This window comes from Streptomyces sp. NPDC031379, assembly GCF_055569615.1.
The window spans coordinates 57356-82857 of sequence record NZ_JBVIIT010000011.1; the positions used below are offsets into that span (position 1 = coordinate 57356).

Here is a 25502-nt window from a genome sequence, read left to right on the forward strand (position 1 = left end):
CGCCGGGGACCGCGGGGCGTCGATGGCCGCCCGCGCGGTTCCCCGCACCCCTTTGGCCGGCTTCGGCCCGGCCCCGCCCGAAAGTGTCCGACTGGGAGCACTCCCGTAGCACAGTTCTCGTCCATCACTGGCCGGTTCGGTGACTGCACGCTTATGCGCGCCCCCTTTCTGTCACGCTGGCCGCATGGACATGGCGGCCATACCGACGCAGCGGGAGACCCAGGCCCCGGACCGTGAGGTGCGGGGCCGGGCGACGCTGCCCGGAAGTCCTCTCGCGCCGGGGTCGGCCCGCGCGCTGGTGCGGGCCGCGCTGGCCGAGGCGCCCAGGGTGTCCGCCCGGCTCGCCGACGACGCCATGGCCGTCGTCAGCGAACTGGTCACCAACGCCGTCGTGCACGCCGGTACGGACCTGGAGGTCGACTGGCGCCTGGAGGAGACCGGCGCGTTCGTCGTGGAGGTGTGCGACCAGCATCCCTCCCGCGCCCCGCGCGACCCCGTCGGCGGCGAGGCGCCGTACGACGCGGCCGAGTACGGGCGCGGGCTGCGGCTGGTCGCCACCCTCGCGGAGTCCTGGGGCGTCACCTACCGCACCGGCGCCAAGACGGTGTGGGCGCGGCTGCCCCCGGGCGGCAGCGAGGCCGCGGACGGGCCCGCGCCGGTCCCGGGCCTGGAGATCGCCGAGGACCTCGCCCCGCAGCCGCACCGTGCCGACGGCGACCGGGACTGGCTGGGCCGGGGCGCGCTGTCCTTCCTCGCCGAGGCCTCCGACCTGCTCGCCGGACAGCTGGACGAGAACCTGGTCGCCGCCCTCACCGGCCAGCTGATCGTGCCCCGGCTCGCCGACTGGTGCGCGGTGTGGCTGGAGGACGAGGCGACCGTGCGCGGCGGCACGGGCGGCGGCCCGGTCCGGGTCTGGCACGCCAGCGAGGCCCGCATCGAGGAACTGCGGTGCGCCCTGCAGAAGGAGCCGCCGTGCCCGCGGGAGGGGCTGCGCTCGGGTCCGGAGCCGTATCCCTGGCCCGGCGACGCGCTGGGGCCCCAGGGCGTCCACGGCGCGGCGCTGGCGTACCGGCTGATCGCGGGCGGCCGGCCGCTCGGCACGCTGGTCATCGGCCGGTGCGGGCCGGCCCGATTCCCCGACGAGGTCACCGGGCTGGTGGAGGACCTCGGCCGGCGGGTCGCCCTCGCCATCGGCGCGGCCCGCCAGTACGCCCGCCAGGCGACCATCAGCGCCGTCCTGCAGCGCGGCCTGCTGCCCGGCGCGGTCGCCGAGATCCCCGGGGTGAGCAGCGCACTCGTCTACGAGCCCTGCGACAAGGGCGGCCCCAGCGGCGACTTCTACGACCTGTTCCCGGCCGGCGACGGCCGCTGGTGCTTCGCGGTCGGCGACGTCCAGGGCAAGGGCCCCGAGGCGGCGGTCGTGATCGGCCTGGCCCGCCCCTGGCTGCGGCTCCTCGCCCGGGAGGGCTACCGCGTCGCCGATGTCCTCGACCGCCTCAACCAGCTCCTCCTGGACGACGCGACGGAGGCGGCCGACGCCGCCGCGCGCGCCCTGGTCGCCGCCGGCGGCCGGCCCGTGGTGTCCGGGGACGGCCCGCAGACCCGCTTCCTGTCCCTGCTCTACGGCGAACTGGTCCCGCACGACGACGGTGTCCGCTGCACCCTCGCCTCCGCCGGGCACCCGCTGCCGCTCGTCCTCGGCCCCGACGGCGGCGTGCGCACCGCCGCCCGCCCGCAGACCCTGCTCGGCGTGGTCGAGGACGAGACCTACACCAGCGAGACCCTCGACCTGCGGCCCGGCGACAGCCTGCTGTGCGTCACCGACGGAGTGACCGAGCGCCGCTCCGGCTCCCGCCAGTTCGACGACGGCGACGGGCTCGCGCGGGCCCTGTCCAGCTGCGCGGGCCTGAGCGCCGAGCTGATCGCCGAACGGATCCGGTGCCTGGTGCACGACTTCGGCGGCGGTCTCCCGGAGGACGACCTGGCCCTGCTGGTGCTCCAGGCCGAGTGACCGTCGGCGTACGGGACAATGGGGGACATGCCTTCCGCACTCCCCGACGGCGAGCCCGTCCCCGCAGACGGCGCGCTGCCCGCCGCAGCGCTCGCCGGGGCCGCCGACCGCCCCCTCGGGTTCTACCTGCACGTGCCGTACTGCGCGACCCGCTGCGGCTACTGCGACTTCAACACCTACACCGCGACCGAGCTGCGCGGCACGGGCGGCGTGCTCGCCTCCCGGGACAACTACGCGGACACGCTGATCGACGAGGTCCGCCTGGCCCGGAAGGTGCTCGGCGACGACCCGCGCGCGGTCCGGACGGTCTTCGTCGGGGGCGGTACGCCGACGCTGCTGGCCGCCGGCGACCTCGTACGGATGCTGGGCGCGATCCGTGACGAGTTCGGCCTGGCACCGGACGCGGAGATCACCACGGAGGCGAACCCGGAGTCGGTGGACCCGGCGTATCTCACCACCCTCCGGGAAGGCGGCTTCAACCGGATCTCCTTCGGCATGCAGAGCGCCAAGCAGCACGTGCTGAGGATCCTGGACCGCACGCACACCCCGGGCCGCCCCGAGGCGTGTGTGGCGGAGGCGAGGACGGCGGGCTTCGAGCACGTCAACCTCGACCTGATCTACGGCACACCGGGGGAGAGCGACGACGACTGGCGGGCGTCCCTGGACGCGGCCATCGGTGCCGGGCCCGACCACATCAGCGCCTACGCCCTGATCGTCGAGGAGGGCACCCAGCTCGCCCGCCGCATCCGCCGGGGCGAGGTCCCGATGACCGACGACGACGCCCACGCCGATCGCTACCTGATCGCCGAGGAGACGTTGTCCGCGGCGGGTTTCGACTGGTACGAGGTCTCCAACTGGGCCACCTCGGAGGCGGGCCGCTGCCTGCACAACGAGCTGTACTGGCGGGGTGCCGACTGGTGGGGCGCCGGACCGGGCGCGCACAGCCATGTGGGCGGGGTGCGCTGGTGGAACGTCAAGCACCCGGGGGCGTACGCGGCGGCGCTGGCGTCGGGGCGGTCGCCGGGGGCCGGGCGTGAGGTCCTGCCGGACGAGGACCGCAGGGTGGAGCGCATCCTGCTGGAGCTGCGGCTGCGGGAGGGGGTGCCGCTGTCCCTGCTCAAGGAGGAGGGGCTCGCGGCGTCCCGGCGGGCGCTGGGCGAAGGCCTCCTGGAGACCGGCCCGTACGACGAGGGGCGTGCGGTGCTGACGCTGCGCGGGCGGCTGCTGGCGGACGCGGTGGTGCGGGACCTGGTGGACTAGGGCCGTCGCCGAAGGCGCCCGGTGTCGCGCAGGGGCCCCTGTCGCCTGCCCGCGGCTGGGTGACCGCCCGCTTCTAGGGGGCGGTCACGAAGTCGATCAGTTCCTCCACCCGGCCCAGCAGCTCCGGCTCCAGATCCCTGTACGACCGCACCCGGCCCAGGATCCCCTGCCAGGCCGCCCCCGTGTTCTCCGGCCAGCCCAGCGCCCGGCACACCCCCGTCTTCCAGTCCTGGCCGCGTGGCACCCGGGGCCAGCCGGGAATGCCCAGGGACGAGGGCTTCACGGCCTCCCAGATGTCGATGTAGGGGTGGCCGACGACGAGCGCGTGCTCACTCGTCACCGACTCGGCGATCCGCGATTCCTTCGTGCCCGGGACCAGGTGGTCCACCAGTACGCCGAGCCGCGCGTCCGGACCCGGCCCGAACTCCGCCACGATCGCCGGCAGGTCGTCCACGCCCTCCAGGTACTCCACGACCACGCCCTCGATGCGCAGGTCGTCGCCCCACACCTTCTCGACCAGCTCGGCGTCGTGCCGGCCCTCGACGTAGATGCGCCCGGCGCGGGCCACGCGCGCGCGTGCGCCGGGGACGGCGAGGGAGCCGGAGGCCGTGCGGCTGGGCCGTACCGGGCCCGAGGCCGGCTTCACCAGGGTGACCACCCTGCCCTCGAGCAGGAAGCCGCGCGGCTCCAGCGGGAACACCCGGTGCTTGCCGAAGCGGTCCTCCAGGGTCACCGTGCCCGCCTCGCAGCGGATCACCGCCCCGCAGAACCCGGTGCCCGGCTCCTCCACCACGAGCCCCGGCTCGGCCGGTACCTCGGGGACCGGCTTCGGCTTCTTCCACGGCGGGGTCAGGTCGGAGGTGTACTGGCGCATTCGGATGACGATAGGAGAAGCGGCACGGCCAGGTTCACGACACGCCGAAACGCGAGGCCAGCTCGTCGCGTTGACGTCGTACGAACCCCGCGTCCACCACCGCACCGTGGCCGGGCACGTACAGCGCGTCCTCGCCGCCCAGTGCCAGCAGCCGGTCCAGCGCGTCCGGCCAGCGGGACGGGACCGCGTCCGGGCCGGCCTGGGGCTCGCCGGACTCCTCGACCAGGTCGCCGCAGAAGACCACCTCCGGCTCCCCAGAGGCCGAGCCGGGGACCAGGACCGCCAGGTCGTGGGCGGTGTGCCCCGGGCCCACGTTGGCCAGCAGCGCCTGCCGGCCGTCGCCGAGGTCGAGGGTCCACTCGCCGGAGACCAGGTGCCGGGGCGGGCTGAGCGCGTCGACCGCCTCGTCCGCGTCGGCCGGCGGCAGCCCGCCCCGGACCGCGTCCAGGCGCAGCTCCGCGCGTTCGTGGGCGAACACCGCGTCGGTGCCCACCGCCGCGTACACCTCGGTCCCGGCGAACGCCGCCATCCCGAAGACGTGGTCGAAGTGGGGATGGGTGAGCGCGAGATGGGTCACACGGCCGCCGGACAGCTCCTGGGCCCGGGCCCGCAGCCGCGCCCCTTCGGCCAGGCTCGAGCCGGCGTCCACCAACAGTGCCGTACCCTCGCCGAGGATGAGGCCCACCGTGCAGTCCCAGCCGGGCAGCCGGCACCGCCCGACGCCGGCGGCCAGCCGCTCCCACCCCAGCTCTTCCCAAGTCACCGTCATACCGCGACGCTAGCGGTACGAGCCGTCACGAGCCGGTACGGACAGCACCGACCTTGCCCAGTGCGTACCTGACAGCCGTACACTGGGCCGGGGAACTCTGGCACTCGCATGGGAAGAGTGCCAGGCGGACGACCCGATGGGACGAGGGGACTGACGTGCTGGAGGTGCGCGCGGATGCTGAGTGAACGCAGGCTTCAGGTGCTGCGCGCGATCGTCCAGGACTATGTGGGCACCGAGGAGCCGGTGGGTTCCAAGGCGCTCACCGAGCGGCACAACCTCGGCGTCTCCCCGGCGACCGTCCGCAACGACATGGCCGCCCTGGAGGACGAGGGGTTCATCGCCCAGCCGCACACCAGTGCCGGGCGCATCCCCACCGACAAGGGCTACCGGCTGTTCGTGGACAAGCTCGCGGGCGTCAAGCCGATGACCGCGCCCGAGCGGCGGGCGATCCAGAACTTCCTGGAGGGCGCCGTCGACCTCGACGACGTCGTGGCGCGCACGGTGCGGCTGCTCGCGCAGCTGACCCGGCAGGTCGCCGTCGTGCAGTATCCGTCGCTGACCCGGTCCACCGTCCGGCACGTGGAGCTGCTCTCGCTCGCTCCCGCGCGCGTGATGCTCGTGCTGATCACGGACACCGGCCGGGTCGAGCAGCGGATGGTCGACTGCCCGGCGCCGTTCGGCGAGGCCTCGCTGGCGGATCTGCGGGCCCGGCTGAACAGCCGGGTCGCGGGCCGCCGGTTCACGGACGTGCCGAGGCTGGTCGAGGACCTGCCGGACGCCTTCGAGCCGGAGGACCGCGGTACGGTCTCCACGGTGCTCTCCACCCTTCTGGAGACACTCGTCGAGGAGAACGAGGAGCGGCTGATGATCGGCGGCACCGCCAATCTCACCCGCTTCGGGCACGACTTCCCCCTCATGATCCGGCCCGTCCTGGAGGCACTGGAGGAGCACGTCGTGCTCCTCAAGCTCCTCGGCGAGGCGAAGGACCCGGGCGTGACCGTGCGCATCGGCCACGAGAACGCCTATGAAGGACTCAACTCCACCTCCGTGGTGTCGGTCGGCTACGGTTCGGGCGGCGAGGCGGTTGCCAAGCTCGGCGTGGTCGGACCGACCCGCATGGACTATCCGGGAACGATGGGAGCGGTACGCGCAGTGGCACGGTACGTCGGACAGATCCTGGCGGAGTCGTAAGTGGCCACCGACTATTACGCCGTTCTCGGCGTGCGCCGCGACGCGTCGCAGGATGAGATCAAGAAGGCGTTCCGTCGGCTCGCGCGCGAGCTGCACCCGGACGTCAACCCCGATCCGAAGACCCAGGAGCGGTTCAAGGAGATCAACGCCGCTTACGAGGTGTTGTCGGACCCGCAGAAGAAGCAGGTCTACGACCTCGGCGGCGACCCGCTCTCCCAGTCGGGCGGCGCGGGCGCGGGCGGCTTCGGGGCCGGTGGCTTCGGTAACTTCTCCGACATCATGGACGCGTTCTTCGGTACGGCGTCGCAGCGCGGGCCGCGTTCGCGCACCCGGCGTGGCCAGGACGCGATGATCCGGATCGAGGTCGAGCTGGACGAGGCCGCCTTCGGCACGACCAAGGACATCCAGGTCGACACCGCGGTCGTCTGCAACACCTGCAACGGTGAGGGCGCGGCTCCGGGCACGTCCGCCCAGACGTGTGACATGTGCCGCGGCCGGGGTGAGGTCTCCCAGGTCACCCGGTCCTTCCTGGGCCAGGTCATGACCTCGCGGCCCTGCCCGCAGTGCCAGGGCTTCGGCACCGTGGTGCCGACGCCGTGCCCGGAGTGCGCCGGCGACGGCCGGGTCCGCTCGCGTCGCACGCTGACGGTGAAGATCCCGGCCGGTGTCGACAACGGCACCCGGATCCAGCTCGCCGGTGAGGGCGAGGTCGGCCCGGGCGGCGGTCCGGCCGGCGACCTGTACGTCGAGATCCACGAGCTGCCGCACCCGACCTTCCAGCGGCGCGGCGACGACCTGCACTGCACGGTCACGATCCCGATGACCGCGGCGTCGCTCGGTACGAAGGTGCCGCTGGAGACCCTGGACGGGATGGAGGAGGTCGACATCCGGCCCGGTACCCAGTCCGGCCAGTCGATCCCGCTGCACAACCGCGGCGTCACGCATCTGCGGGGCGGCGGCCGGGGTGACCTGATCGTCCATGTCGAGGTGCAGACGCCGACGAAGCTGGATCCCGAGCAGGAGCGGTTGCTGCGCGAGCTGGCGAAGCTGCGGGGCGAGGAGCGTCCGCAGGGACAGTTCCAGCCGGGGCAGCAGGGTCTGTTCTCGCGGTTGAAGGACGCGTTCAACGGGCGCTGAGGCATCGTCCACGGGGTGCTCCGGCACCCCGTATGCCGCTGTCCTATGCCGCGGGAAGCCCGGATTCGGACTTGTCCAAAGGACGTGACAACATGCGGTCATGTCCACCGCACTGACCGATCTCTTCCCCCACCCGATCGTGCAGGCTCCCATGGCGGGCGGCGTCTCGCTTCCGCAGCTCGCCGCCGCCGTCTCCGAGGCCGGCGGACTCGGGTTCCTCGCCGCCGGATACAAGACGGCCGACGGCATGTACCAGGAGATCAAGCAGCTGCGGGGGCTCACGAGCCGCCCCTTCGGCGTGAACGTGTTCATGCCGCAGCCGGAGTACCCCGAGTCGGGCGCGGTCGAGGTCTACGCCCACCAGCTGGCCGGCGAGGCCGCCTGGTACGAGACCGAGCTGGGCGACCCGGACAGCGGCCGGGACGACGGCTACGACGCCAAGCTCGCCGTCCTCCTCGACAACCCGGTGCCGGTGGTCTCCTTCCACTTCGGCGTGCCGAGCCGGGACGTGCTGGACTCGCTGCGCCGCGCCGGAACCGTCACGCTGGTCACCGCCACCACCGCCGAGGAGGCCCGCGCGGTCGAGCGGGCCGGGGCGGACGCGGTGATCGCGCAGGGCGTGGAGGCCGGCGGCCACCAGGGAACCCACCGGGACATCCCCGAGAACGACCGCTCCGGCCTCGGACTGCTGTCGCTGATCGCGCAGATCCGCGAGGCCGTGAGCATCCCGGTCGTCGCCGCCGGCGGCATCATGCGCGGCGCCCACATCGCCGCCGTCCTCGCGGCGGGCGCGAGCGCGGCCCAGCTGGGCACCGCCTTCCTCGCCACCCCCGAGTCCGGCGCCCCCGCCCTGCACAAGCAGGCGCTGACCGACCCCCTGTTCGCGCGCACCGAGCTGACCCGCGCCTTCTCCGGCCGTCCGGCGCGCGGGCTGGTCAACCGCTTCCTGCGCGAGCACGGCCCGTACGCCCCCGCCGCCTACCCGGAGATCCACCACCTCACCTCCCCGCTGCGCAAGGCCGCCGCCAAGGCCGGGGACGCGCAGGGCATGGCGCTGTGGGCGGGCCAGGGCCACCGGCTGGCCCGGGAACTGCCGGCCGGTCGGCTGGTGGAGGTGCTGGTGGCCGAACTCGCCGAGGCCGGGACAGCGTTGTCGGAGCTTCCCGCGACCGGGGGTGACCGCCGATGACCAAGCCCGTCTTCGTCGTGGACCGACTCGACCGCATCGGGCCGGAGTTCGTGCTCGACGGCCCCGAAGGGCGGCACGCCGTGTCCGTGAAGCGGCTGCGGCCGGGCGAGGACCTGGTCCTCACCGACGGACGCGGCCGCTGGGCCGAGGGCGTCGTCAAGGCGGCCGAGGGCAAGGACCGGCTGGTGGTCACGGACCTGGAGGCCGTCCACGAGGAGCCCCCGGCCACCCCGCGGATCACCGTCGTGCAGGCCCTGCCCAAGGGCGACCGCGGCGAACTGGCCGTCGAGACCATGACCGAGGTCGGCGTCGACGCCATCGTGCCCTGGCAGGCGTCCCGCTGCATCACCCAGTGGAAGGGCGACCGCGGGCTGAAGTCCCTCGGCAAGTGGCGGGCCACCGCACGTGAGGCCGGCAAGCAGTCCCGCCGGGTCCGCTTCCCCGAGGTCGCGGACGCGGCGACGACCCGACAGGTCGGCGCGCTGCTCGCCGGGGCGGACTTCGCCGCCGTGCTCCACGAGAGCGGCGAGGAGCGGCTCGCCACCGCCGACCTGCCCGACCACGGCGAGATCGTGCTGGTCGTCGGTCCGGAAGGCGGCGTCTCCCCGGAGGAGCTGGCGCTGTTCGCGCAGGCGGGTGCGAAGCCGTACGTCCTCGGTCCTACCGTGTTGCGCACATCCACCGCCGGCACCGCCGCGGCGGCTCTTCTGCTGGGCCGCACCGGCCGCTGGTCCTGACACCACCTGGGGGACACCGTGGAACTCGTCCAAGTCCGGCTGCTGGTCACCGACTTCGCCGCCTGCTACCGCTTCTACACCGACGTCCTCGGCCTCAAGCCGCAGTCCGGCGCGACCGAGGGCCCCTACGAGAAGTTCAGCCCGCACGCGGGCTCCGCCGGGATCGCGCTGCAGGACCGGGCGATGATGGCCGAGGTCCTCGACGAACTGGGCGAGGCCGCCACCGGCCACCGCTCCCTGGTCGTGCTGCGCGTGGACGACCTCGACGCCTACTGCGCGGAGATCACCTCCCGGGGCGCCACCCTGCTGCACGGACCCGCCCCCATGACCGACCGCATGCGCGTGGCCCATCTCAAGGACCCCGAGGGCAACCTGGTCGAGCTGCAGGAGTGGCTGCTGCTGCTCGGGTGACGGTGGCGAGCCGGCGCGGGGGCCACGAACGGGTGAGTGGCCGTATGCGCCCTTCCGCCCCGACCATGCCGGTGGCACGCTGCCCTCCATGGGGGCATGGAGACGGAAGAAGCGCGGGAAGCGGGCTCTGGGCGCGGCGGGACTCGTGCTGGTGGCCGGTGGTGCCGTAGTGGCCTGTGAGCCGGGGGGACTGGGCGCCGGGACCGTCGCCTACACGACGGACACGACGGCGACCGCCCGGCTCGAACGGCAGCATGTGGACGTCGCCTGGCTCTCCTGCACCGGCCGCCAGGGCGACGGCGGCGGCACGGCGGACCGGTCGCCCTCGCCGAGCGAGTCCACCGTCGTGTCCGTCGACTGCCAGGGCGAGACCAGGGACGGGCGGAAGATCGTCGTCGCCGGGACGGTGACCAAGGCCGTCGACGGTGCCTGTGTGCGCGGAGACCTGACCGCCGAGGTCGGCGGCAGACGGGTGTTCCACGTGCGCGGGCTCGGCGACTGCGACGCCACACCCGGGCCGACGTACCGCCCGCCCACCGGAGGGCAGCCGCGGCCCACCGTCACGGTCACCGTCACCCAGACCATCTGGTGCGAGCGCTACCCCAGCTGCCGGCCCGTCGAGGGCAAGTGATCGGAACCGGGAGCGGGGCACACCGGCCGCTGCGTACAGTGACGGGGTGACTCTGGGTGCTACGACGGGAACCACGGAATCTTCCGCCTATCTCCGATTTCCCCATCTGCACGGCGACTTGGTGACGTTCGTCGCCGAGGACGACGTCTGGCTCGCGCCCCTCGACGGCGGCCGCGCCTGGCGGGTCAGCGCCGACAACATGCCGGTGACCCTGCCCCGGGTGTCGCCGGACGGGCGGTTCCTGGCCTGGACCTCCACCCGGGACGGCGCTCCCGAGGTGCATGTCGCCCCCGTCGACGGCGGCCCCGCCGAGCGGCTGACGTACTGGGGGAACATCCGTACCGAGGTGCGTGGCTGGACGGCGGACGGGCGGGTGCTCGCGCTCGGCGCGCAGGGCCGGCACAGCTTCCGCCACAGCTGGGCGCACGCCGTGCCGCTGGACGGCGGACCGGCCGAGACCCTGCCGTACGGGCCGGTCGGCGACGTGGCGCCGGGGCCGGCCACCGTGCTGCTGTCCGCGCCGATGGGCCGCGAGGCCGCCTACTGGAAGCGCTACCGGGGCGGCACGGCGGGCAAGCTGTGGATCGACCGCGCCGCCGAGGGGGCCGAGGGCGCCGGCGAGTTCGTCCGGCTGCACGAGGAGATCGACGGGAACATCGAGTGCCCGGTGTGGGCGGGGGACCGGATCGCCTTCCTCTCCGACCACGAGGGCACCGGAGCGCTGTACTCCTCCCTCCCCGACGGCTCCGACCTGCGCCGGCACACACCTCTGGACGGCTTCTACGCCCGGCACGCGGCCGGAGACGGCAGCCGGGTCGTCTACAGCTGTGCCGGTGAACTCTGGCTGCTGGACGACCTGGAGGGCGCCGAGCCGCGCCGGCTGGAGGTCCGGCTCGGCGGCCCCCGCGTGGACCTGCGGCCGTATCCGCTGAACGCCTCCCGCTGGTTCGGGGAGGCCTCTCCCGACCACACCGCCCGGGGCAGCGCCGTCTGCGTGCGCGGCGGCGTCCACTGGGTCACCCACCGCTCCGGTCCCGCCCGTGCCCTCGCCGCCGCCCCCGGCGTCCGGGCCCGGCTGCCCCGCGCCTTCCGCGCCGAGGGCGAGGAGTGGGCGGTGTGGGTGACGGACGCGGAGGGGGACGACGCCCTGGAGTTCGCCCCCGCGACCGGCACCGTGCCCGGCGCCCCGCCCCGCCGGCTCGCCGCCGGGCAGCTCGGCCGGGTCCTGGAGCTGGCCGTGTCACCCGACGGCAGCCGGGCGGCCGTCGCCGCGCACGACGGGCGGCTGCTGCTGGTGGAGCGGGAGACCGGCGAGGTCCGCGAGGTCGACCGCAGCGACGACGGCGAGGTGTCCGGGCTCGCCTTCTCCCCCGACTCCGCCTGGCTGGCCTGGGCCCACCCCGGCCCCCTCCCGCTGTCCCAGCTGCGCATCGCCCACACCACCGACCTGTCGGTCACCGAGGCGACCCCGCTGCGCTTCCAGGACTACGCGCCCGCCTTCACCCTCGACGGCAAGCACCTCGCCTTCCTCTCCAACCGCGCCTTCGACCCGGTCTACGACGAGCACGTCTTCGACCTCGCGTTCGTGGTCGGCGCCCGGCCGCACCTGATCACGCTGGCCGCCGTCACCCCGTCGCCGTTCGGCCCGCAGCGGCACGGCCGCCCCTTCGAGACGCCCGACAAGGACGAGACCCCCGACGGCGAGGGCACCCCCGCCACCCGCATCGACCTCGAAGGCCTCGCCGACCGGATCGTGCCCTTCCCGGTCGAGGCCGGCCGCTACTCCACCCTGCGCGCCGCCAAGGACGGCGTGCTGTGGCTGCGCCACCCCGTGCACGGCGTCCTCGGCGCCTCCCGCGCCCACCCCGAGGACCCCGACCCGCACACCGAGCTGGAACGCTACGACCTGGCCCAGCGCCGCCTGGAGCATCTCGCCTCCGCCGCCGACCACTTCGAGGTCAGCGGCGACGGCAAACGCGTCCTGCTGTGGAGCGACGGCCGGCTCCGGGTCGTCCCCAGCGACCGACGCACCGGCAGCGACGACGACGGCGACACCAGCGTCACCGTCGACCTCGCCCGGGTCCGGCAGACCGTCGACCCGGCCGCCGAATGGCGGCAGATGTACGACGAGACCGGCCGCCTCATGCGCGACCACTTCTGGCGGCCCGACCTCGGCGGCGTCGACTGGGACGGCGTCCTCGGCCGCTACCGGCCGCTGCTGGCCCGGCTCGCCACCCACAGCGACCTGGTCGACCTGCTGTGGGAGGTGCAGGGCGAACTCGGCACCTCGCACGCCTACGTCAGCCCGCGCGGCGGCCGCCGCGGCGGCGGCGCCCGGCACGGACTGCTCGGCGCCGACATCTCCCGCCACGAGGACGGGAGCTGGCGCATCGACCGCATCCTGCCCTCGGAGACCTCCGACCCGGACGCCCGCTCCCCGCTGGCCGCGCCCGGCGTCGCCGTGCGCCCCGGCGACGCGATCATCGCCGTCGCCGGACACGCCGTGGACCCGGTGACCGGCCCTGGCCCGCTCCTCGTCGGCACGGCCGGCCACCCCGTAGAGCTGACCGTGTCCCCGGCGGGCGGCGGCGAACCGCGCCACACGGTCGTCGTCCCGGTCGCCGACGAGGAACCGCTGCGCTACCACGCCTGGGTCGCCGACCGCCGCGCCCACGTCCACACGGCCTCCGGCGGCCGGCTCGGCTACCTCCACGTCCCCGACATGCAGGCCCCCGGCTGGGCGCAGATCCACCGCGACCTGCGGGTGGAGGTCGCCCGCGAGGGGCTCGTGGTCGACGTCCGCGAGAACCGCGGCGGCCACACCTCCCAGCTCGTGGTCGAGAAGCTGGCCCGCCGGATCATCGGCTGGGACCTGGCCCGCGGCATGCGCCCCACCAGCTACCCGCTCGACGCGCCCCGCGGCCCCGTCGTCGCCGTCGCCAACGAGTTCTCCGGCTCCGACGGCGACATCGTCAACGCGGCCATCAAGGCCCTCGGCATCGGCCCGGTCGTCGGCACCCGCACCTGGGGCGGCGTCATCGGCATCGACAGCCGCTACCACCTGGTCGACGGCACCTCCGTCACCCAGCCCAAGTACGCGATCTGGCTGGAGGGCCACGGCTGGGACGTCGAGAACCACGGCGTCGACCCGGACGTGGAGGTCGTCCAGCGCCCCCAGGACTGGGCGGCGGGCACGGACGCCCAACTGGACGCGGCCATCGCCCTCGCCCTGGAGGCACTGGAGCAACGGCCCGCGAAGACACCTCCAGCCATGCCCACCTAGGGGCGCGGGGAACTGCGCGGGCAACCCCCATCCACCCGCACCCGACCGACTACCATGCCCCCCGTAACCGATCACCGCCGAAAGCGAGCGCAGCGTATGGCAGGGGAACCGCAGGACGACTGCCTGTTCTGCAAGATCGTCGAGGGCCACATCCCGGCGACGATCGTCCGCGAGACCGACACCACCGTTGCCTTCCGGGACATAAACCCCCAGGCGCCCACCCACATTCTGGTGATCCCCAAGGCGCACTACGAGAACGCCGGCGCCCTGGCGGCCGGTGCTCCCGAACTCGCCGCCGACGTCCTGCGGGAGACCCAGGCCGTGGCGGACGAGGAAAAACTGGACAGCTACCGCATCGTCTTCAACACCGGCCCCGGCGCCGGCCAGACCGTCTGGCACGCCCACGCGCACGTGCTCGGCGGCCGTGGCCTGGAATGGCCTCCCGGATAGGGCGCGATGTCCGTCCGTGAACTGGTGGTCCTCGGCACCGCCAGCCAGGTCCCGACCCGGCACCGCAACCACAACGGCTACCTGCTCAGGTGGGACGGCGAGGGCATCCTGTTCGACCCCGGCGAGGGCACGCAGCGGCAGATGCTGCGCGCCGGGGTCGCCGCGCACGACCTGAACCGGCTCTGCGTCACGCACTTCCACGGCGACCACTCCCTCGGCCTCGCCGGGGTCATCCAGCGGATCAACCTCGACCAGGTTCCGCACGAGGTCACCGCGCACTACCCGCGCTCCGGGCAACGCTTCTTCGACCGGCTGCGCTATGCCACCGCCTACCGGGAGACGGTCCGCCTCACCGAGGCCCCGGTCGCCGCCGACGGCACCCTCGCGGTGACGCCGTCGTACACCCTGGAAGCCCGCAAGCTGTCCCACCCGGTCGAGTCCTACGGCTACCGGCTGACCGAACCCGACGGCCGCCGCATGCTGCCCGACCGCCTCGCCGCGCACGGGATCAAGGGCCCGGACGTGGGTCTCCTCCAGCGCGCGGGCCGGCTCGGGGACGTGACGCTGGAGGACGTGAGCGAGGTGCGGCGCGGGCAGCGGTTCGCGTTCGTCATGGACACCCGGCTCTGTGACGGGGTGCACGCGCTCGCCGAGGACTGCGACCTGCTCGTCATCGAGTCCACCTTCCTCGACGAGGACGTCGAACTGGCCGTCGACCACGGTCATCTGACGGCCGGGCAGGCCGCCGCCGTGGCGCGGGAAGCGGGGGTGCGGCATCTCGTCCTCACCCACTTCAGCCAGCGCTACTCCGACCCGGAGGAGTTCGAGCGGCAGGCACGGGCCGCCGGGTTCGAGGGGGAGCTGACCGTGGCGTACGACCTGCTTCGGGTGCCGGTTCCGAAACGGCGGTAAAACACCCGTACGATGCTTCGATGCCCCTCCCGAAAGCAGAACTGCACCTCCACATCGAAGGCACCCTGGAGCCGGAGCTGGCGTTCGAGCTGGCCGCCCGCAACGGCGTCGAGCTGCCCTACGCCGACACGGACGCGCTGCGCAAGGCGTACCAGTTCGAGGACCTCCAGTCCTTCCTGAACCTGTACTACGAGCTGATGGCCGTCCTGCGCACCGAGCGGGACTTCGCCGACCTGGCGAACGCCTATCTCGCGCGGGCCGCCGCGCAGGGCGTGCGGCACGCGGAGATCTTCTTCGACCCGCAGGCGCACCTCGCCCGGGGCGTGTCCATGGGCACGGTCGTGGAGGGGCTGTGGCGGGCGCTCGGCCGCAGCGAGGAGAACCACGGGATCTCCACCAGGCTCATCCTCTGCTTCCTGCGTGACGAGTCCGCCGAGTCGGCACTGCAGACCCTCGAGGCGGCCAGGCCGTACCTGGACCGGATCACCGGGGTCGGCCTGGACTCCGCCGAGGTCGGGCATCCGCCGGTGAAGTTCCGCCAGGTGTACGAGGCCGCCGCCGCGCTCGGGCTGCGCCGTGTGGCGCACGCCGGGGAGGAGGGGCCCCCGGAGTACATCACCGAGGCGCTGGACGTGCTCGGCGTGGAGCGCGTCGACCACGGCCTGCGCTGCATGGAGGACCCGGCGCTGGTCGAGCGGCTGGTCCGGGACCGCGTCCCGCTCACGCTGTGCCCGCTGTCCAACGTCCGCCTGCGCACCGTGGACACGCTGGCCGACCACCCGCTGCCGGCCATGCTCGACGCCGGGCTGCTGTGCACGGTCAACTCCGACGACCCGGCGTACTTCGGCGGGTACGTCGGCGACAACTTCGCGGCCGTACGGCAGTCCCTGGGGCCCACCGAGGAGCGGCTGCGCGAGCTGGCCCGCAACTCCTTCCTCGCCTCCTTCCTGGAGGACGACGAGGAGCGCAGGTCCCGCTACCTCGCCGAGGTCGAGGCGTACGAGTTCGGCGAAGCGGTGTCGTAGGCCTGCCGCTCGGGCACGGCGGGCGTCTGCACCGCGAGTTCCACGACCGGCAGGGGGCGCCTGCCCGTGCGCACCGCCACCACGGTCATCGGCACGGCGATCAGGAGCAGTCCGGCGCCGAGGAGCAGGCCCATCGCCGGGAATCCGGCCCACGCCGCCAGCACGCTCCCCGTCAGGGGCCCCGCCGCCGTGCCCAGGGACGACGCCGAGCCGACCAGGACCGCCCAGCGGCCCCGCGGGTCCAGGGCGGCGGCCAGGCCGATGACGTACGACAGCACGACCGGGTAGAGCAGGTTCCAGGAGATCTCGCCCGCGGCGAAGGCCGGCAGGTCCGTCGCCGACGCGCTGAGCGCGATACAGGCCGCGATGAGGGCGGTACCGGCGCCGATGGGCACCGCCCGGCCCAGCCGCGGGCCGAGCGCGCCCGCGCCCAGCACCCCGAGCAGCCCGGCGCCGAGCGCGACCGCGAAGACCGCGCCGACGCCGACCTCGGTGAGATGGGCCTGGGCCAGACCGATCCGGCCGCTGACACCCCACAGGGAGTTCTGGGCGAGGGACCAGCAGGGCATGGCGGCGGCCAGCAGCAGCCCGGCGCGGAGATGGGGGAGGCGGCCACCGGAACCGGCGGAGCGGGGGGCCGGGATCGTGCGGGTGGTCAGGCGGCCGGTGAGGGGCCAGACGGCGAGTGCGGTCAGGGCGATGGCGGCCAGGGGCAGGCCGTGGCCCGGCCCGAGGTGCGGGATCGTCAGATAGAGGGCGCCGGCGAGCGCCGAGACGCCGAGCAGGCCGAGGGTGGTCACGCGGTGCGGATCCCGCTGGGCCGCGATGCCGCTCGCGGCGACCGCCGTGACCGTGCCGGACCCGAACCCGCCGACGAGCGCGCCCGCGACGACGGCCGGTACGGACCCGGTGAGGGCGGCACCGCCGTAGCCGAGGAAGGCGAGCGCGAGACCCGCGCGGGCGAGCGTACGGGGGCCGATCCGGTCCACCCGGGACGCGAGCAGGAAGCCGGCCGTGGCCGAACTCAGCAGCAGGGCACTGCCGGTGGCCCCGGCCTCGGTGGCGGTGAGCGGCAGCCCGCTGTCGAGTCTGCCGACGGTGGTCGGCAGCAGATAGGGGGCGAGATACCCGGCCGTGAAAAGGGCGACGAGGGGCCAGGGCAGGGTGCGGGGGGCGGACACGGGCGTTCCCAGGGCAGGCGGAAGGAGGCTCGCGGAGAGCCGGAAGGAGGGGAGGGGCGACGACCGTCGACGGACAGGAACGCGCGAGCAAGTTGTATCAAGCACGCGGTTCCGGCAGAAGATCGGGGGCTGTGATCCGAATCACCTTCGGTTTGCGGGTGATCGGCGGGGGTAGAAGTAGCGGCTCTTGCCCGTCGTCAGCGGGGACCCCCCGGATGGGCTATAGTTGATCACGTCGCGGTCGCCGGAACTCCCGGTGCCGGACAGTGCGTTGGTGGTCCAAGGAAAGACGCCCCGCTTCCTGCGGGGAAATGCAGGTGCAAGGCCTGCCCGGCGCTCCAGATGAGCCCCATCCCGTTCTGTACGGGATGGGGCTTTTTCGTATGCCCTCCCATTGACGACCGCTCATCCATGTATCTAGCCTCTGTTCTCATACATGGACAACATTCATAAGGGGAGATGGTCAGGTGGGCGGCGACCCGGCTCCGCAGAACGTGGCGCGGCGACTGCGGGAGGGGATGGCGCGGGGCGTGCTGTCCTTCCCGCTCACCGCCTTCCATGACGACGGCTCCCTCGATCCCGACGGCTTCCGCGCCCATGTGGCCGACCGGCTCGCGGCCGGACCCGGTGCCCTCTTCCCGGCGTGCGGCACCGGCGAGTTCTTCTCGCTGGACGAGGACGAGTACCGCAGGGTCGTCGGCATCACCGTCGAGGAGGCGGCCGGGCGGGTGCCGGTCGTGGCCGGCACCGGGTACGGCTGGGCGCAGGCCGCCCGGTTCGCGCGGATCGCCGAGGAGGCCGGCGCCGACGCCCTGCTCGTCCTGCCGCACTATCTCGTCGAGGCCCCGCAGGACGGCCTCGCCGCCCAGCTGGAGCGGCTCGCCGCCCGCACCCGGCTGCCGCTGATCGCCTACCAGCGCGGCCAGGTCGCCTATACGGTGGGTTCGTTGCGGCGCATCGCGCGCATCCCGAACGTCATCGGCCTCAAGGACGGCCACAGTGACCTCGACCGGCTCCAGCGCCTCACCCTCGCCGCACCCGACGGCTTCCTCTTCTTCAACGGCGCCGCCACCGCCGAGATCCAGGCCCGCGCCTACGCCACCGTCGGCGTCCCCGCCTACTCCTCCGCCGTGCACGCCTTCGCGCCCGAGATCGCCGGCGCCTTCTTCGCCGCGCTCCGGGACGGCGACCACGGGACCACCGACAAACTGCTGCGCGCGTTCTACGTCCCCTTCGTCGAACTCCGCGACCGCGTGCCCGGTTACGCCGTGTCCCTGGTGAAGGCGGCGGCCCGGCTGCGGGGACAGCGCGTCGGCCCCGTACGCGCCCCGCTCACCGAGCCCTCGCCCGCCGACCTCGCCGCCCTCAAGGCCCTCCTCACCGCCGGACTCGACCTCGTAGGAGCCTCCCTGTGACCCGCGACCTGACCATCACCGAGGTGCGGCTGACCCCGATCCTGGTCGCCGACCCGCCACTGCTCAACACCCAGGGCGTGCACCAGCCGTACACCCCCCGGCTGATCGTGGAGATCGTCACGGCCGACGGGGTCACCGGGCTCGGCGAGACGTACGGCGACACCAAGTACCTGGAGCTGGCCCGCCCGCTCGCCGAGCGACTCCCGGGCCGGTCGGTCATGGATGTGAACGCGCTGTTCGCGCTCGACCTCGCCGTGGACGAGTCGCGGGTCAGGGGCGCCGTGGACGCCGGCGGGCTGCGCGGGGTGCAGAGCGCCGACAAGCTGCGGCTGTCGGTGCTGTCCGCCTTCGAGGTCGCCTGCCTGGACGCCCAGGGCAAGGCGCTCGGGCTGCCGGTGCACGCGCTGCTCGGCGGCAAGGTCCGCGACGCCGTCGAGTACAGCGCCTACCTCTTCTACAAGTGGGCCCGGCACCCGGAGGGCGTCCCGGCCGAGCCGGACGAGTGGGGCGCCGCCCTCGACCCGGCGGGAGTCGTCGCGCAGGCACGGGAGTTGCAGCGGCGGCACGGGTTCGGCTCGTTCAAGCTCAAGGGCGGTGTCTTCCCGCCCGACGAGGAGATCGCGGCCGTACGCGCCCTCGCCGAGGCCTTCCCCGGGCACCCGCTGCGGCTCGACCCCAACGGCGCCTGGTCGGTCGCCACCTCGCTGAAGGTGGCGAAGGAACTCGGCGACGTCCTGGAGTACCTGGAGGACCCGACGCTGGGCACGCCCGCCATGGCCGAGGTGTCCGCGGGCACGCACGTCCCCCTCGCCACCAACATGTGCGTGACCACCTTCGGCGAGATCCAGGAGGCGTTCACCGAGGACGCCGTCCAGGTCGTGCTCTCCGACCACCACTACTGGGGCGGGCTGCGCAACACCCAGCACCTCGCCGCGCTCTGCGCCGCCTTCGGCGTCGGGGTGTCCATGCACTCCAACACCCACCTCGGCATCAGCCTCGCCGCCATGACCCACGTGGCGTCGACCGTGCCGAACCTCCACCACGCCTGCGACTCCCACTACCCCTGGCAGTCGGAGGACGTCCTCACCGAGCGGCTCACCTTCACCGAGGGCCGGGTCGCGGTCCTCGACGCCCCCGGCCTCGGCGTCTCACTCGACCGGGACGAACTGGCCCGGCTGCACCGGCGGTGGGCCGAGGACGACGGCTCGCTGCGGGACCGCGACGACGCGGCGGCGATGCGGGCGGGCGAACCGGGCTGGCGGACACCGGTGATGCCCCGCTGGTGACGTGCGGCACGGGCGATTCCCATGGGTGACCTGGTGCACACTGGCCAGAACCGCACCACAGGGAGCGCACCGTGACGCCGTCGCACACCCTCGCCGGAGAGGAACCGGAACACCTCACGCAGGCCGCGCGCTGTCAGGCACAGGTCGACCCGCTCGCCGCGCTGCGCACCCCCGGCGACCCGCCCTGGGACGTCTACCTCACGGGCACGGTCTTCCTCGACATCATCTTCACCGGCCTGGACTCGGCGCCCGTGCGCGGCACCGAGTCCTGGGCCCGGGGCATGGGCTCCAGCCCCGGCGGCGTCGCCAACATGGCCGCCGCCCTGGCCCGCCTCGGCCTGCGGACGTCCCTCGCCGCGGCCTTCGGCGACGACCACTACGGCGAGTACTGCTGGGACGCGCTCGAACAGGGCGAGGGCATCGACCTCGCGCCCTCGCGGACGGTGCCCGGCTGGCACTCCCCGGTGACCGTCTCCATGGCGTACGAGGGCGAGCGCACCATGGTGTCCCACGGGCACGAGCCGCCCCCGGAGGAGCCGGCGCCGGACTTCCCGCCCCGGGCACGCGCGGCCGTCGCCTCCCTCACGCCGGGGCGCAGGGCACCGTGGATCGCGCAGGCCGCCCGCGCGGGCACCCGGATCTTCGCCGACGTCGGCTGGGACGAGACCGGCGCGTGGGATCTGTCCGGGCTCGCCGACCTGGAGCACTGCGAGGCGTTCCTGCCGAACGCGGAGGAGGCGAAGCGGTACACCGGCGCCGACTGCCCGCGGCTGGCCGCCCACGCCCTGACCGAGTACGTACCGGTGGCCGTGGTGACCCTCGGCTCCGAGGGGGCCTATGCGGTGGACCGGCGCACCGGGGAGGCCGCGGAGGTGCCGGCGATCGCCGTGGAGGCGTTGGACCCGACGGGAGCGGGGGACGTGTTCGTCGCCGGGTTCGTGACCGGTTCCCTGGCGGGGTGGCCGCTGGCCGACCGGCTGGCCTTCGCGGGACTCACCGCGGCGCTGTCCGTGCAGGAGTTCGGCGGCTCGCTCTCCGCGCCCGGGTGGTCGGAGATCGGGGCGTGGTGGCGGCAGGTGCAGTCCCTTCCGGGGCAGGAGCCGCGGGCCCTGCGGAGGTACGCGTTCCTCGAGGGGCTGGTGCCGGAGGAGCTGGACCGGCCGTGGCCGTTGCGGCGGGCCGTGCCCACCATCGGGTTCCGCCGGTCCGGCTGAGGCACACGGCCCCGGGGCCGCGTCCCGGGCGGCGGCGAAGTGCCCGGGCAGCGGCCCGCGGAAAAGTCCTACAGGCTTGTCGGCCCCCCGTCGTACCCTGGAATCGCGAGGCCGCCCTCAGCTATGCGGCCGTGACGAGGAGGAACCGCAGGCCTACGCGCCGGCCCATGACTCAGACACCCACAGCTCACACCCCCGCGCAGGAGCAGGCGAGAGCGCAACTGACCGTCCCCGCCCAGCACCCCATGGTGACCGTGCTGGGTTCCGGAGACTCCCTCCTGCGCGTGATCGAGAAGGCCTTCCCGGCAGCCGACATCCATGTCCGGGGCAATGAGATCAGCGCGGTCGGCGACCCTGCGGACGTCGCCCTCATTTCGCGCGTGTTCGACGAGATGATGCTGGTGCTCCGCACCGGGCAGCCGATGACGGAGGACGCAGTGGAACGCTCGATCGCCATGCTCAAGGCGAGCGAGAACGGGACGAGCGACGGCCCGGAGACCCCGGCCGAGGTGCTGACGCAGAACATCCTGTCCTCGCGTGGCCGCACGATCCGCCCCAAGACGCTCAACCAGAAGCGGTACGTCGACGCGATCGACAAGCACACGATCGTCTTCGGCATCGGCCCGGCCGGTACCGGCAAGACCTACCTGGCCATGGCCAAGGCCGTCCAGGCCCTGCAGTCCAAGCAGGTCAACCGGATCATCCTGACCCGTCCGGCGGTCGAGGCCGGCGAGCGGCTCGGCTTCCTGCCCGGCACGCTCTACGAGAAGATCGACCCCTATCTGCGCCCGCTGTACGACGCGCTGCACGACATGCTCGACCCGGACTCGATCCCCCGGCTGATGGCCGCGGGCACGATCGAGGTCGCGCCGCTCGCGTACATGCGCGGCCGTACCCTCAACGACGCCTTCATCATCCTGGACGAGGCCCAGAACACGAGCCCCGAACAGATGAAGATGTTCCTCACCCGCCTCGGCTTCGACTCGAAGATCGTGATCACGGGTGACGTGACCCAGGTCGACCTGCCGGGCGGCACCAAGTCCGGGCTGCGGCAGGTGCAGGAGATCCTGGAGGGCGTCGAGGACGTCCACTTCTCCCGGTTGTCGTCCCACGATGTCGTACGGCACAAGCTGGTGGGCCGTATCGTCGACGCGTACGAGATGTACGACAGCCAGCACGGCACGGAGAACGGCGGCCACAAGAGCGGTCGTGGCAGGACCGGTGCCAAGGCTCCCAAGGGGAAGTAGAACAGCACGACCATGTCGATCGACGTCAACAACGAGTCCGGCACCGAGGTAGACGAGCAGGCGGTCCTCGACATCGCCCGCTACGCGCTCGCGCGGATGCGCATCCACCCGCTCTCCGAACTCTCGGTGATCGTCGTGGACGCCGACGCCATGGAGCAGCTGCACATCCAGTGGATGGACCTGCCCGGGCCGACCGATGTCATGTCGTTCCCGATGGACGAGCTGCGGCCGCCCACGAAGGACGACGACGAGCCGCCGCAGGGGCTGCTCGGCGACATCGTGCTGTGCCCGGAGGTCGCCGCCAAGCAGGGGGCGGAGGCGCCCACGCAGCACTCCATGGACGAGGAGCTGCAGCTGCTCACCGTCCATGGCGTGCTGCACCTGCTCGGGTACGACCACGAGGAGCCCGACGAGAAGGCCGAGATGTTCGGGCTCCAGGCCGCCATCGTGGACGGGTGGCGGGCCGAGCGCGGCCTGACCGGGCCGTCCCCGGCGCCGACGGTCTCGTAAGCGGGCCGTATGTCTCCGCAGATCGTGATCGGGGCGATCGCGCTGGTCGTCGTGGCCTGGCTCGCCGCCTGCGCGGAGGCGGGCCTGGCGCGGGTCTCCAGCTTCCGCGCCGAGGAGGCCGTCAAGTCCGGCCGGCGCGGCAGCGCCAAGCTCGCCCAGATCGCCGCCGACCCCACCCGCTACCTCAACGTGGCCCTGCTGGTCCGTGTCGCCTGCGAGATGGCGGCTGCGGCCCTGGTCACCTACGCGTGCCTGCAAGAGTTCGACAAGACCTGGCAGGCCCTGCTCGTCGCCATCGGCGTGATGGTCCTGGTGTCGTACGTCGCCGTCGGCGTCTCCCCGCGCACCATCGGCCGCCAGCACCCGCTGAACACCGCGACCGCGGCGGCGTACGTGCTGCTGCCGCTCGCCCGGATCATGGGCCCGATCCCCTCCCTGCTCATCCTGATCGGCAACGCCCTCACCCCCGGCAAGGGCTTCCGGCGCGGACCCTTCGCCTCCGAGGCGGAACTGCGCGCCCTGGTCGACCTCGCCGAGAAGGAGTCCCTGATCGAGGACGACGAGCGCCGGATGGTGCACTCGGTCTTCGAGCTGGGCGACACCCTCGTCCGCGAGGTCATGGTGCCGCGCACCGACCTGGTCGTCATCGAGCGGTACAAGACCATCCGGCAGGCCCTCACCCTCGCCCTGCGCTCCGGGTTCTCCCGGATCCCGGTCACCGGGGAGAGCGAGGACGACATCGTCGGGATCGTGTATCTGAAGGACCTGGTCCGCAAGACGCACATCAGCCGCGACGCGGAGGGCGACCTGGTGTCCACGGCCATGCGCCCGGCCGTCTTCGTGCCCGACACCAAGAACGCCGGCGACCTGCTGCGCGAGATGCAGAAGGACCGCAACCACGTCGCCGTCGTCATCGACGAGTACGGCGGCACCGCGGGGATCGTCACCATCGAGGACATCCTGGAGGAGATCGTCGGCGAGATCACCGACGAGTACGACCGGGAACTCCCGCCCGTCGAGGACCTCGGCGACGACCGCTACCGGGTCACCGCCCGCCTCGACATCACCGACCTCGGCGAGCTGTACGGCCTGGAGGAGTACGACGACGAGGACGTGGAGACCGTCGGCGGACTGCTCGCCAAGGCCCTGGGCCGGGTTCCCATCGCCGGCGCGTCCGCCCGGGTCGAACTGCCCGACGGGCGCAGCCTGAAGCTGACGGCGGAGGCCGCGGCCGGACGCCGGAACAAGATCGTCACGGTCCTGGTGGAACCGGTCCCCGCGCCCGTCGAGGAGGAGAAGCCCGAGTGACGCCCCAGGAGCTGCGCGCCCTGTGCCTGTCCTTCAACGCGGCTGTGGAGGACTTCCCGTTCAACCCGGAGACGTCCGTCTTCAAGGTGCTGGGCAAGATGTTCGCCCTGACGAACCTGGACGCGCGGCCCCTGACCGTCAACCTCAAGTGCGACCCGGAGGACGCGCTCCGGCTGCGCGGCGAGCACGAGGGACTGATCGTCCCGGGCTGGCACATGAACAAGCGGCACTGGAACACCGTGACCGTCGACGGCGCTCTGCCCGCCCGGCTCGTGAGGGAACTGGTCGAGGATTCCTACGACCTGGTCGTCGCGGGACTGCCGAGGGCGGAGCGACTGCGGCTGGACCGGCCGTGATCTCCTTGCCGGGGCGCACTGACCCCATGTCAGAATCGCGCGCATGGCTGTCCGATACCCGCGCCCCCTGCGCCCCGGTGACCGTATAGGTGTGACCTCCCCGTCCAGCGGGGTGGCCGAGCCGCTGCGCGGGCGTCTCGAGGTGGCGGTGCGCGACCTCGAGACACGCGGATACGAGGTGGTCGTCGGCCGGTGCATGGACGGCTCGACGCACGTCAGCGCCCCGGCAGCCGAACGCGCCGCCGAACTCACCGACATGCTGACCGACCCCGCGATCCGGGCCGTGGTGCCGCCGTGGGGCGGGGAGACCGCGATCGACCTGCTGCCGCTGCTGGACTTCGAACGGATCGGGCGGGCCGAGCCGACGTGGATGGTCGGCTGGTCCGACATCTCCACGCTCATCACCCCGCTGACCCTGCTCACCGGAGTCGCGACCGTCCACGGCAACAACCTCATGGACACCCCGTACCGAACGCCCCGGGGACTCACGTCCTGGCTGGACGTCGTGGCCGCGCCCCGGGGGGAGACGTTCACGCAGATCCCGCCCGGCCGGCACCGGTCCGGCGGCTGGGACGACTGGGCCGGGCACCCCGGGATCCGCGATCTCACACTGGACGCCGAGGGGGCCTGGACCCGGCTCGACGGCACCGGTGACGTGGACGTCGAGGGGCGGCTGATCGGCGGCTGCATCGAGACCCTCGGCCCCCTCGCGGGCACGCCGTACCTGGACACCTCCCGCCTCGCCGGGGACGAGCCGCTGCTCGTCTACGTCGAGGCCTGCGAGGACAACGCCTTCACCATCTGCCGCCATCTGCACGGCATGCGCCTCGCCGGATTTTTCGAGCGAGCGGCCGCCGTCCTCGTGGGCCGCACCCACGCCCCCGCAGGCCGCACCCTCACCCAGTACGAGGCCGTCCTCGACGCGCTCGGCCCGCTGGGCGTGCCGATCGTCGCCGACGTCGAGTGCGGGCACGTCGCGCCCCACCTTCCGCTGGTGAACGGCGCGGGGGGGGGGGGGGGGGGGGGGGGGGGGGGGGGGGGGGGGGGGGGGGGGGGGGGGGAGGGGGGGGGTAGGGAGAAAGAGCAGAAGAAGAGGGGGGAGTGG

General features: G+C 73.2%; 23 protein-coding genes. 20 read left to right on the forward strand and 3 right to left on the reverse strand.

Features of this window, described 5'->3' with window-relative positions; translation table 11 throughout:
- Positions 1-190 precede the first annotated feature (190 nt).
- Together ACZ5CW_RS17655 and hemW are read left to right on the forward strand one after the other, a co-directional pair.
- Positions 191-2011, forward strand: a complete 1821-nt coding sequence (locus ACZ5CW_RS17655; RefSeq protein WP_468602565.1) for a SpoIIE family protein phosphatase — start codon at positions 191-193, stop codon at positions 2009-2011.
- Between the two features lie 27 nt (positions 2012-2038).
- Positions 2039-3271 carry a radical SAM family heme chaperone HemW gene (gene hemW / locus ACZ5CW_RS17660; protein ID WP_468602171.1) on the forward strand — a complete coding sequence of 411 codons (1233 nt, stop codon included), beginning with the start codon at positions 2039-2041 and terminating at the stop codon, positions 3269-3271.
- Positions 3272-3344: 73 nt separating this feature from the next.
- On the opposite strand, the gene ACZ5CW_RS17665 is transcribed toward hemW, so the two are convergent.
- The gene (locus ACZ5CW_RS17665; protein ID WP_468602173.1) at positions 3345-4145 is read right to left on the reverse strand and encodes a DUF3097 domain-containing protein; all 801 of its coding nucleotides are present in this window, start codon (positions 4143-4145) and stop codon (positions 3345-3347) included.
- A 34-nt stretch (positions 4146-4179) separates the two neighbouring features.
- A complete protein-coding gene (locus ACZ5CW_RS17670; protein ID WP_468602175.1) occupies positions 4180-4914 on the reverse strand; it encodes an MBL fold metallo-hydrolase in 735 nt (244 codons plus the stop codon).
- Positions 4915-5088: 174 nt separating this feature from the next.
- On the opposite strand from ACZ5CW_RS17670, the gene hrcA reads away from it, so the two are divergent.
- The 10 genes from hrcA (at position 5089) to ACZ5CW_RS17720 (ending at position 15880) form a co-directional block, all read left to right on the forward strand.
- Positions 5089-6105 (forward strand): heat-inducible transcriptional repressor HrcA, encoded by a 1017-nt coding sequence (gene hrcA / locus ACZ5CW_RS17675; RefSeq protein WP_468602177.1) that lies wholly within the window; start codon positions 5089-5091, stop codon positions 6103-6105.
- Complete coding sequence (gene dnaJ, locus ACZ5CW_RS17680) at positions 6106-7242, forward strand: molecular chaperone DnaJ (protein ID WP_468602179.1); 1137 nt, start codon at positions 6106-6108, stop codon at positions 7240-7242. It abuts the gene before it with no gap.
- A 100-nt stretch (positions 7243-7342) separates the two neighbouring features.
- Positions 7343-8431, forward strand: a complete 1089-nt coding sequence (locus ACZ5CW_RS17685; protein ID WP_468602180.1) for a nitronate monooxygenase — start codon at positions 7343-7345, stop codon at positions 8429-8431.
- A complete protein-coding gene (locus ACZ5CW_RS17690) occupies positions 8428-9168 on the forward strand; it encodes a 16S rRNA (uracil(1498)-N(3))-methyltransferase (RefSeq protein WP_468602181.1) in 741 nt (246 codons plus the stop codon). Before ACZ5CW_RS17685 ends, ACZ5CW_RS17690 begins: the two co-directional genes overlap by 4 nt.
- Before the next feature lie 18 nt (positions 9169-9186).
- The gene (locus tag ACZ5CW_RS17695) at positions 9187-9579 is read left to right on the forward strand and encodes a VOC family protein (RefSeq protein ID WP_468602182.1); all 393 of its coding nucleotides are present in this window, start codon (positions 9187-9189) and stop codon (positions 9577-9579) included.
- 88 nt (positions 9580-9667) lie between these two features.
- Entirely contained in the window at positions 9668-10210 is a 543-nt protein-coding gene (locus ACZ5CW_RS17700; RefSeq protein WP_468602184.1) for a hypothetical protein, read from the forward strand.
- Positions 10211-10331: 121 nt separating this feature from the next.
- A complete protein-coding gene (locus ACZ5CW_RS17705; RefSeq protein WP_468602186.1) occupies positions 10332-13493 on the forward strand; it encodes a S41 family peptidase in 3162 nt (1053 codons plus the stop codon).
- Positions 13494-13589: 96 nt separating this feature from the next.
- On the forward strand, positions 13590-13943 hold the full coding sequence (locus ACZ5CW_RS17710) for a histidine triad nucleotide-binding protein (RefSeq protein ID WP_468602188.1): 354 nt from the start codon (positions 13590-13592) through the stop codon (positions 13941-13943).
- Positions 13944-13949: 6 nt separating this feature from the next.
- Positions 13950-14855 (forward strand): ribonuclease Z, encoded by a 906-nt coding sequence (locus tag ACZ5CW_RS17715; RefSeq protein WP_468602190.1) that lies wholly within the window; start codon positions 13950-13952, stop codon positions 14853-14855.
- A gap of 20 nt (positions 14856-14875) precedes the next feature.
- Positions 14876-15880 (forward strand): adenosine deaminase, encoded by a 1005-nt coding sequence (locus ACZ5CW_RS17720; protein WP_468602192.1) that lies wholly within the window; start codon positions 14876-14878, stop codon positions 15878-15880.
- Here ACZ5CW_RS17720 and ACZ5CW_RS17725 read toward each other — a convergent pair.
- A complete protein-coding gene (locus ACZ5CW_RS17725; protein ID WP_468602194.1) occupies positions 15832-17061 on the reverse strand; it encodes an MFS transporter in 1230 nt (409 codons plus the stop codon). The two genes, ACZ5CW_RS17720 and ACZ5CW_RS17725, sit on opposite strands and share 49 nt — an antisense overlap.
- 518 nt (positions 17062-17579) lie before the next feature.
- On the opposite strand from ACZ5CW_RS17725, the gene ACZ5CW_RS17730 reads away from it, so the two are divergent.
- The 8 genes from ACZ5CW_RS17730 to ACZ5CW_RS17765 form a co-directional block, all read left to right on the forward strand.
- Positions 17580-18476: a 5-dehydro-4-deoxyglucarate dehydratase gene (locus ACZ5CW_RS17730; RefSeq protein ID WP_468602567.1), complete on the forward strand. Its 897-nt coding sequence runs from the start codon at positions 17580-17582 to the stop codon at positions 18474-18476.
- Positions 18473-19762, forward strand: a complete 1290-nt coding sequence (locus ACZ5CW_RS17735) for a glucarate dehydratase family protein (protein WP_468602196.1) — start codon at positions 18473-18475, stop codon at positions 19760-19762. The genes ACZ5CW_RS17730 and ACZ5CW_RS17735 overlap by 4 nt, the downstream gene beginning before the upstream one ends.
- A 71-nt stretch (positions 19763-19833) precedes the next feature.
- Complete coding sequence (locus tag ACZ5CW_RS17740) at positions 19834-20976, forward strand: carbohydrate kinase family protein (RefSeq protein ID WP_468602198.1); 1143 nt, start codon at positions 19834-19836, stop codon at positions 20974-20976.
- Positions 20977-21143: 167 nt separating this feature from the next.
- Positions 21144-22223 (forward strand): PhoH family protein, encoded by a 1080-nt coding sequence (locus ACZ5CW_RS17745; protein WP_468602200.1) that lies wholly within the window; start codon positions 21144-21146, stop codon positions 22221-22223.
- 12 nt (positions 22224-22235) lie between these two features.
- Positions 22236-22733 carry an rRNA maturation RNase YbeY gene (gene ybeY / locus ACZ5CW_RS17750; RefSeq protein ID WP_451385669.1) on the forward strand — a complete coding sequence of 166 codons (498 nt, stop codon included), beginning with the start codon at positions 22236-22238 and terminating at the stop codon, positions 22731-22733.
- Positions 22734-22742: 9 nt separating this feature from the next.
- Positions 22743-24041, forward strand: a complete 1299-nt coding sequence (locus tag ACZ5CW_RS17755) for a hemolysin family protein (RefSeq protein WP_468602203.1) — start codon at positions 22743-22745, stop codon at positions 24039-24041.
- Positions 24038-24397: an MmcQ/YjbR family DNA-binding protein gene (locus ACZ5CW_RS17760; RefSeq protein ID WP_468602205.1), complete on the forward strand. Its 360-nt coding sequence runs from the start codon at positions 24038-24040 to the stop codon at positions 24395-24397. Before ACZ5CW_RS17755 ends, ACZ5CW_RS17760 begins: the two co-directional genes overlap by 4 nt.
- 43 nt (positions 24398-24440) lie before the next feature.
- Positions 24441-25502, forward strand: a 1062-nt coding sequence (locus ACZ5CW_RS17765) for a S66 family peptidase (RefSeq protein ID WP_468602207.1), incomplete at its 3' end; no start/stop codon positions are given.

Excerpts from the sequence above, each read along its gene's own strand:
- ACZ5CW_RS17655 (WP_468602565.1), top strand. The coding sequence starts at position 191 with ATGGCGGCCATACCGACGCAGCGGGAGACCCAGGCCCCGGACCGTGAG.
- hemW (WP_468602171.1), top strand. The coding sequence starts at position 2,039 with ATGCCTTCCGCACTCCCCGACGGCGAGCCCGTCCCCGCAGACGGCGCG.
- ACZ5CW_RS17665 (WP_468602173.1), bottom strand. The coding sequence starts at position 4,145 with ATGCGCCAGTACACCTCCGACCTGACCCCGCCGTGGAAGAAGCCGAAG.
- ACZ5CW_RS17670 (WP_468602175.1), bottom strand. The coding sequence starts at position 4,914 with ATGACGGTGACTTGGGAAGAGCTGGGGTGGGAGCGGCTGGCCGCCGGC.
- hrcA (WP_468602177.1), top strand. The coding sequence starts at position 5,089 with ATGCTGAGTGAACGCAGGCTTCAGGTGCTGCGCGCGATCGTCCAGGAC.
- ACZ5CW_RS17685 (WP_468602180.1), top strand. The coding sequence starts at position 7,343 with ATGTCCACCGCACTGACCGATCTCTTCCCCCACCCGATCGTGCAGGCT.
- ACZ5CW_RS17690 (WP_468602181.1), top strand. The coding sequence starts at position 8,428 with ATGACCAAGCCCGTCTTCGTCGTGGACCGACTCGACCGCATCGGGCCG.
- ACZ5CW_RS17700 (WP_468602184.1), top strand. The coding sequence starts at position 9,668 with ATGGGGGCATGGAGACGGAAGAAGCGCGGGAAGCGGGCTCTGGGCGCG.
- ACZ5CW_RS17710 (WP_468602188.1), top strand. The coding sequence starts at position 13,590 with ATGGCAGGGGAACCGCAGGACGACTGCCTGTTCTGCAAGATCGTCGAG.
- ACZ5CW_RS17715 (WP_468602190.1), top strand. The coding sequence starts at position 13,950 with ATGTCCGTCCGTGAACTGGTGGTCCTCGGCACCGCCAGCCAGGTCCCG.
- ACZ5CW_RS17720 (WP_468602192.1), top strand. The coding sequence starts at position 14,876 with ATGCCCCTCCCGAAAGCAGAACTGCACCTCCACATCGAAGGCACCCTG.
- ACZ5CW_RS17730 (WP_468602567.1), top strand. The coding sequence starts at position 17,580 with ATGGCGCGGGGCGTGCTGTCCTTCCCGCTCACCGCCTTCCATGACGAC.
- ACZ5CW_RS17745 (WP_468602200.1), top strand. The coding sequence starts at position 21,144 with ATGACTCAGACACCCACAGCTCACACCCCCGCGCAGGAGCAGGCGAGA.
- ybeY (WP_451385669.1), top strand. The coding sequence starts at position 22,236 with ATGTCGATCGACGTCAACAACGAGTCCGGCACCGAGGTAGACGAGCAG.
- ACZ5CW_RS17755 (WP_468602203.1), top strand. The coding sequence starts at position 22,743 with ATGTCTCCGCAGATCGTGATCGGGGCGATCGCGCTGGTCGTCGTGGCC.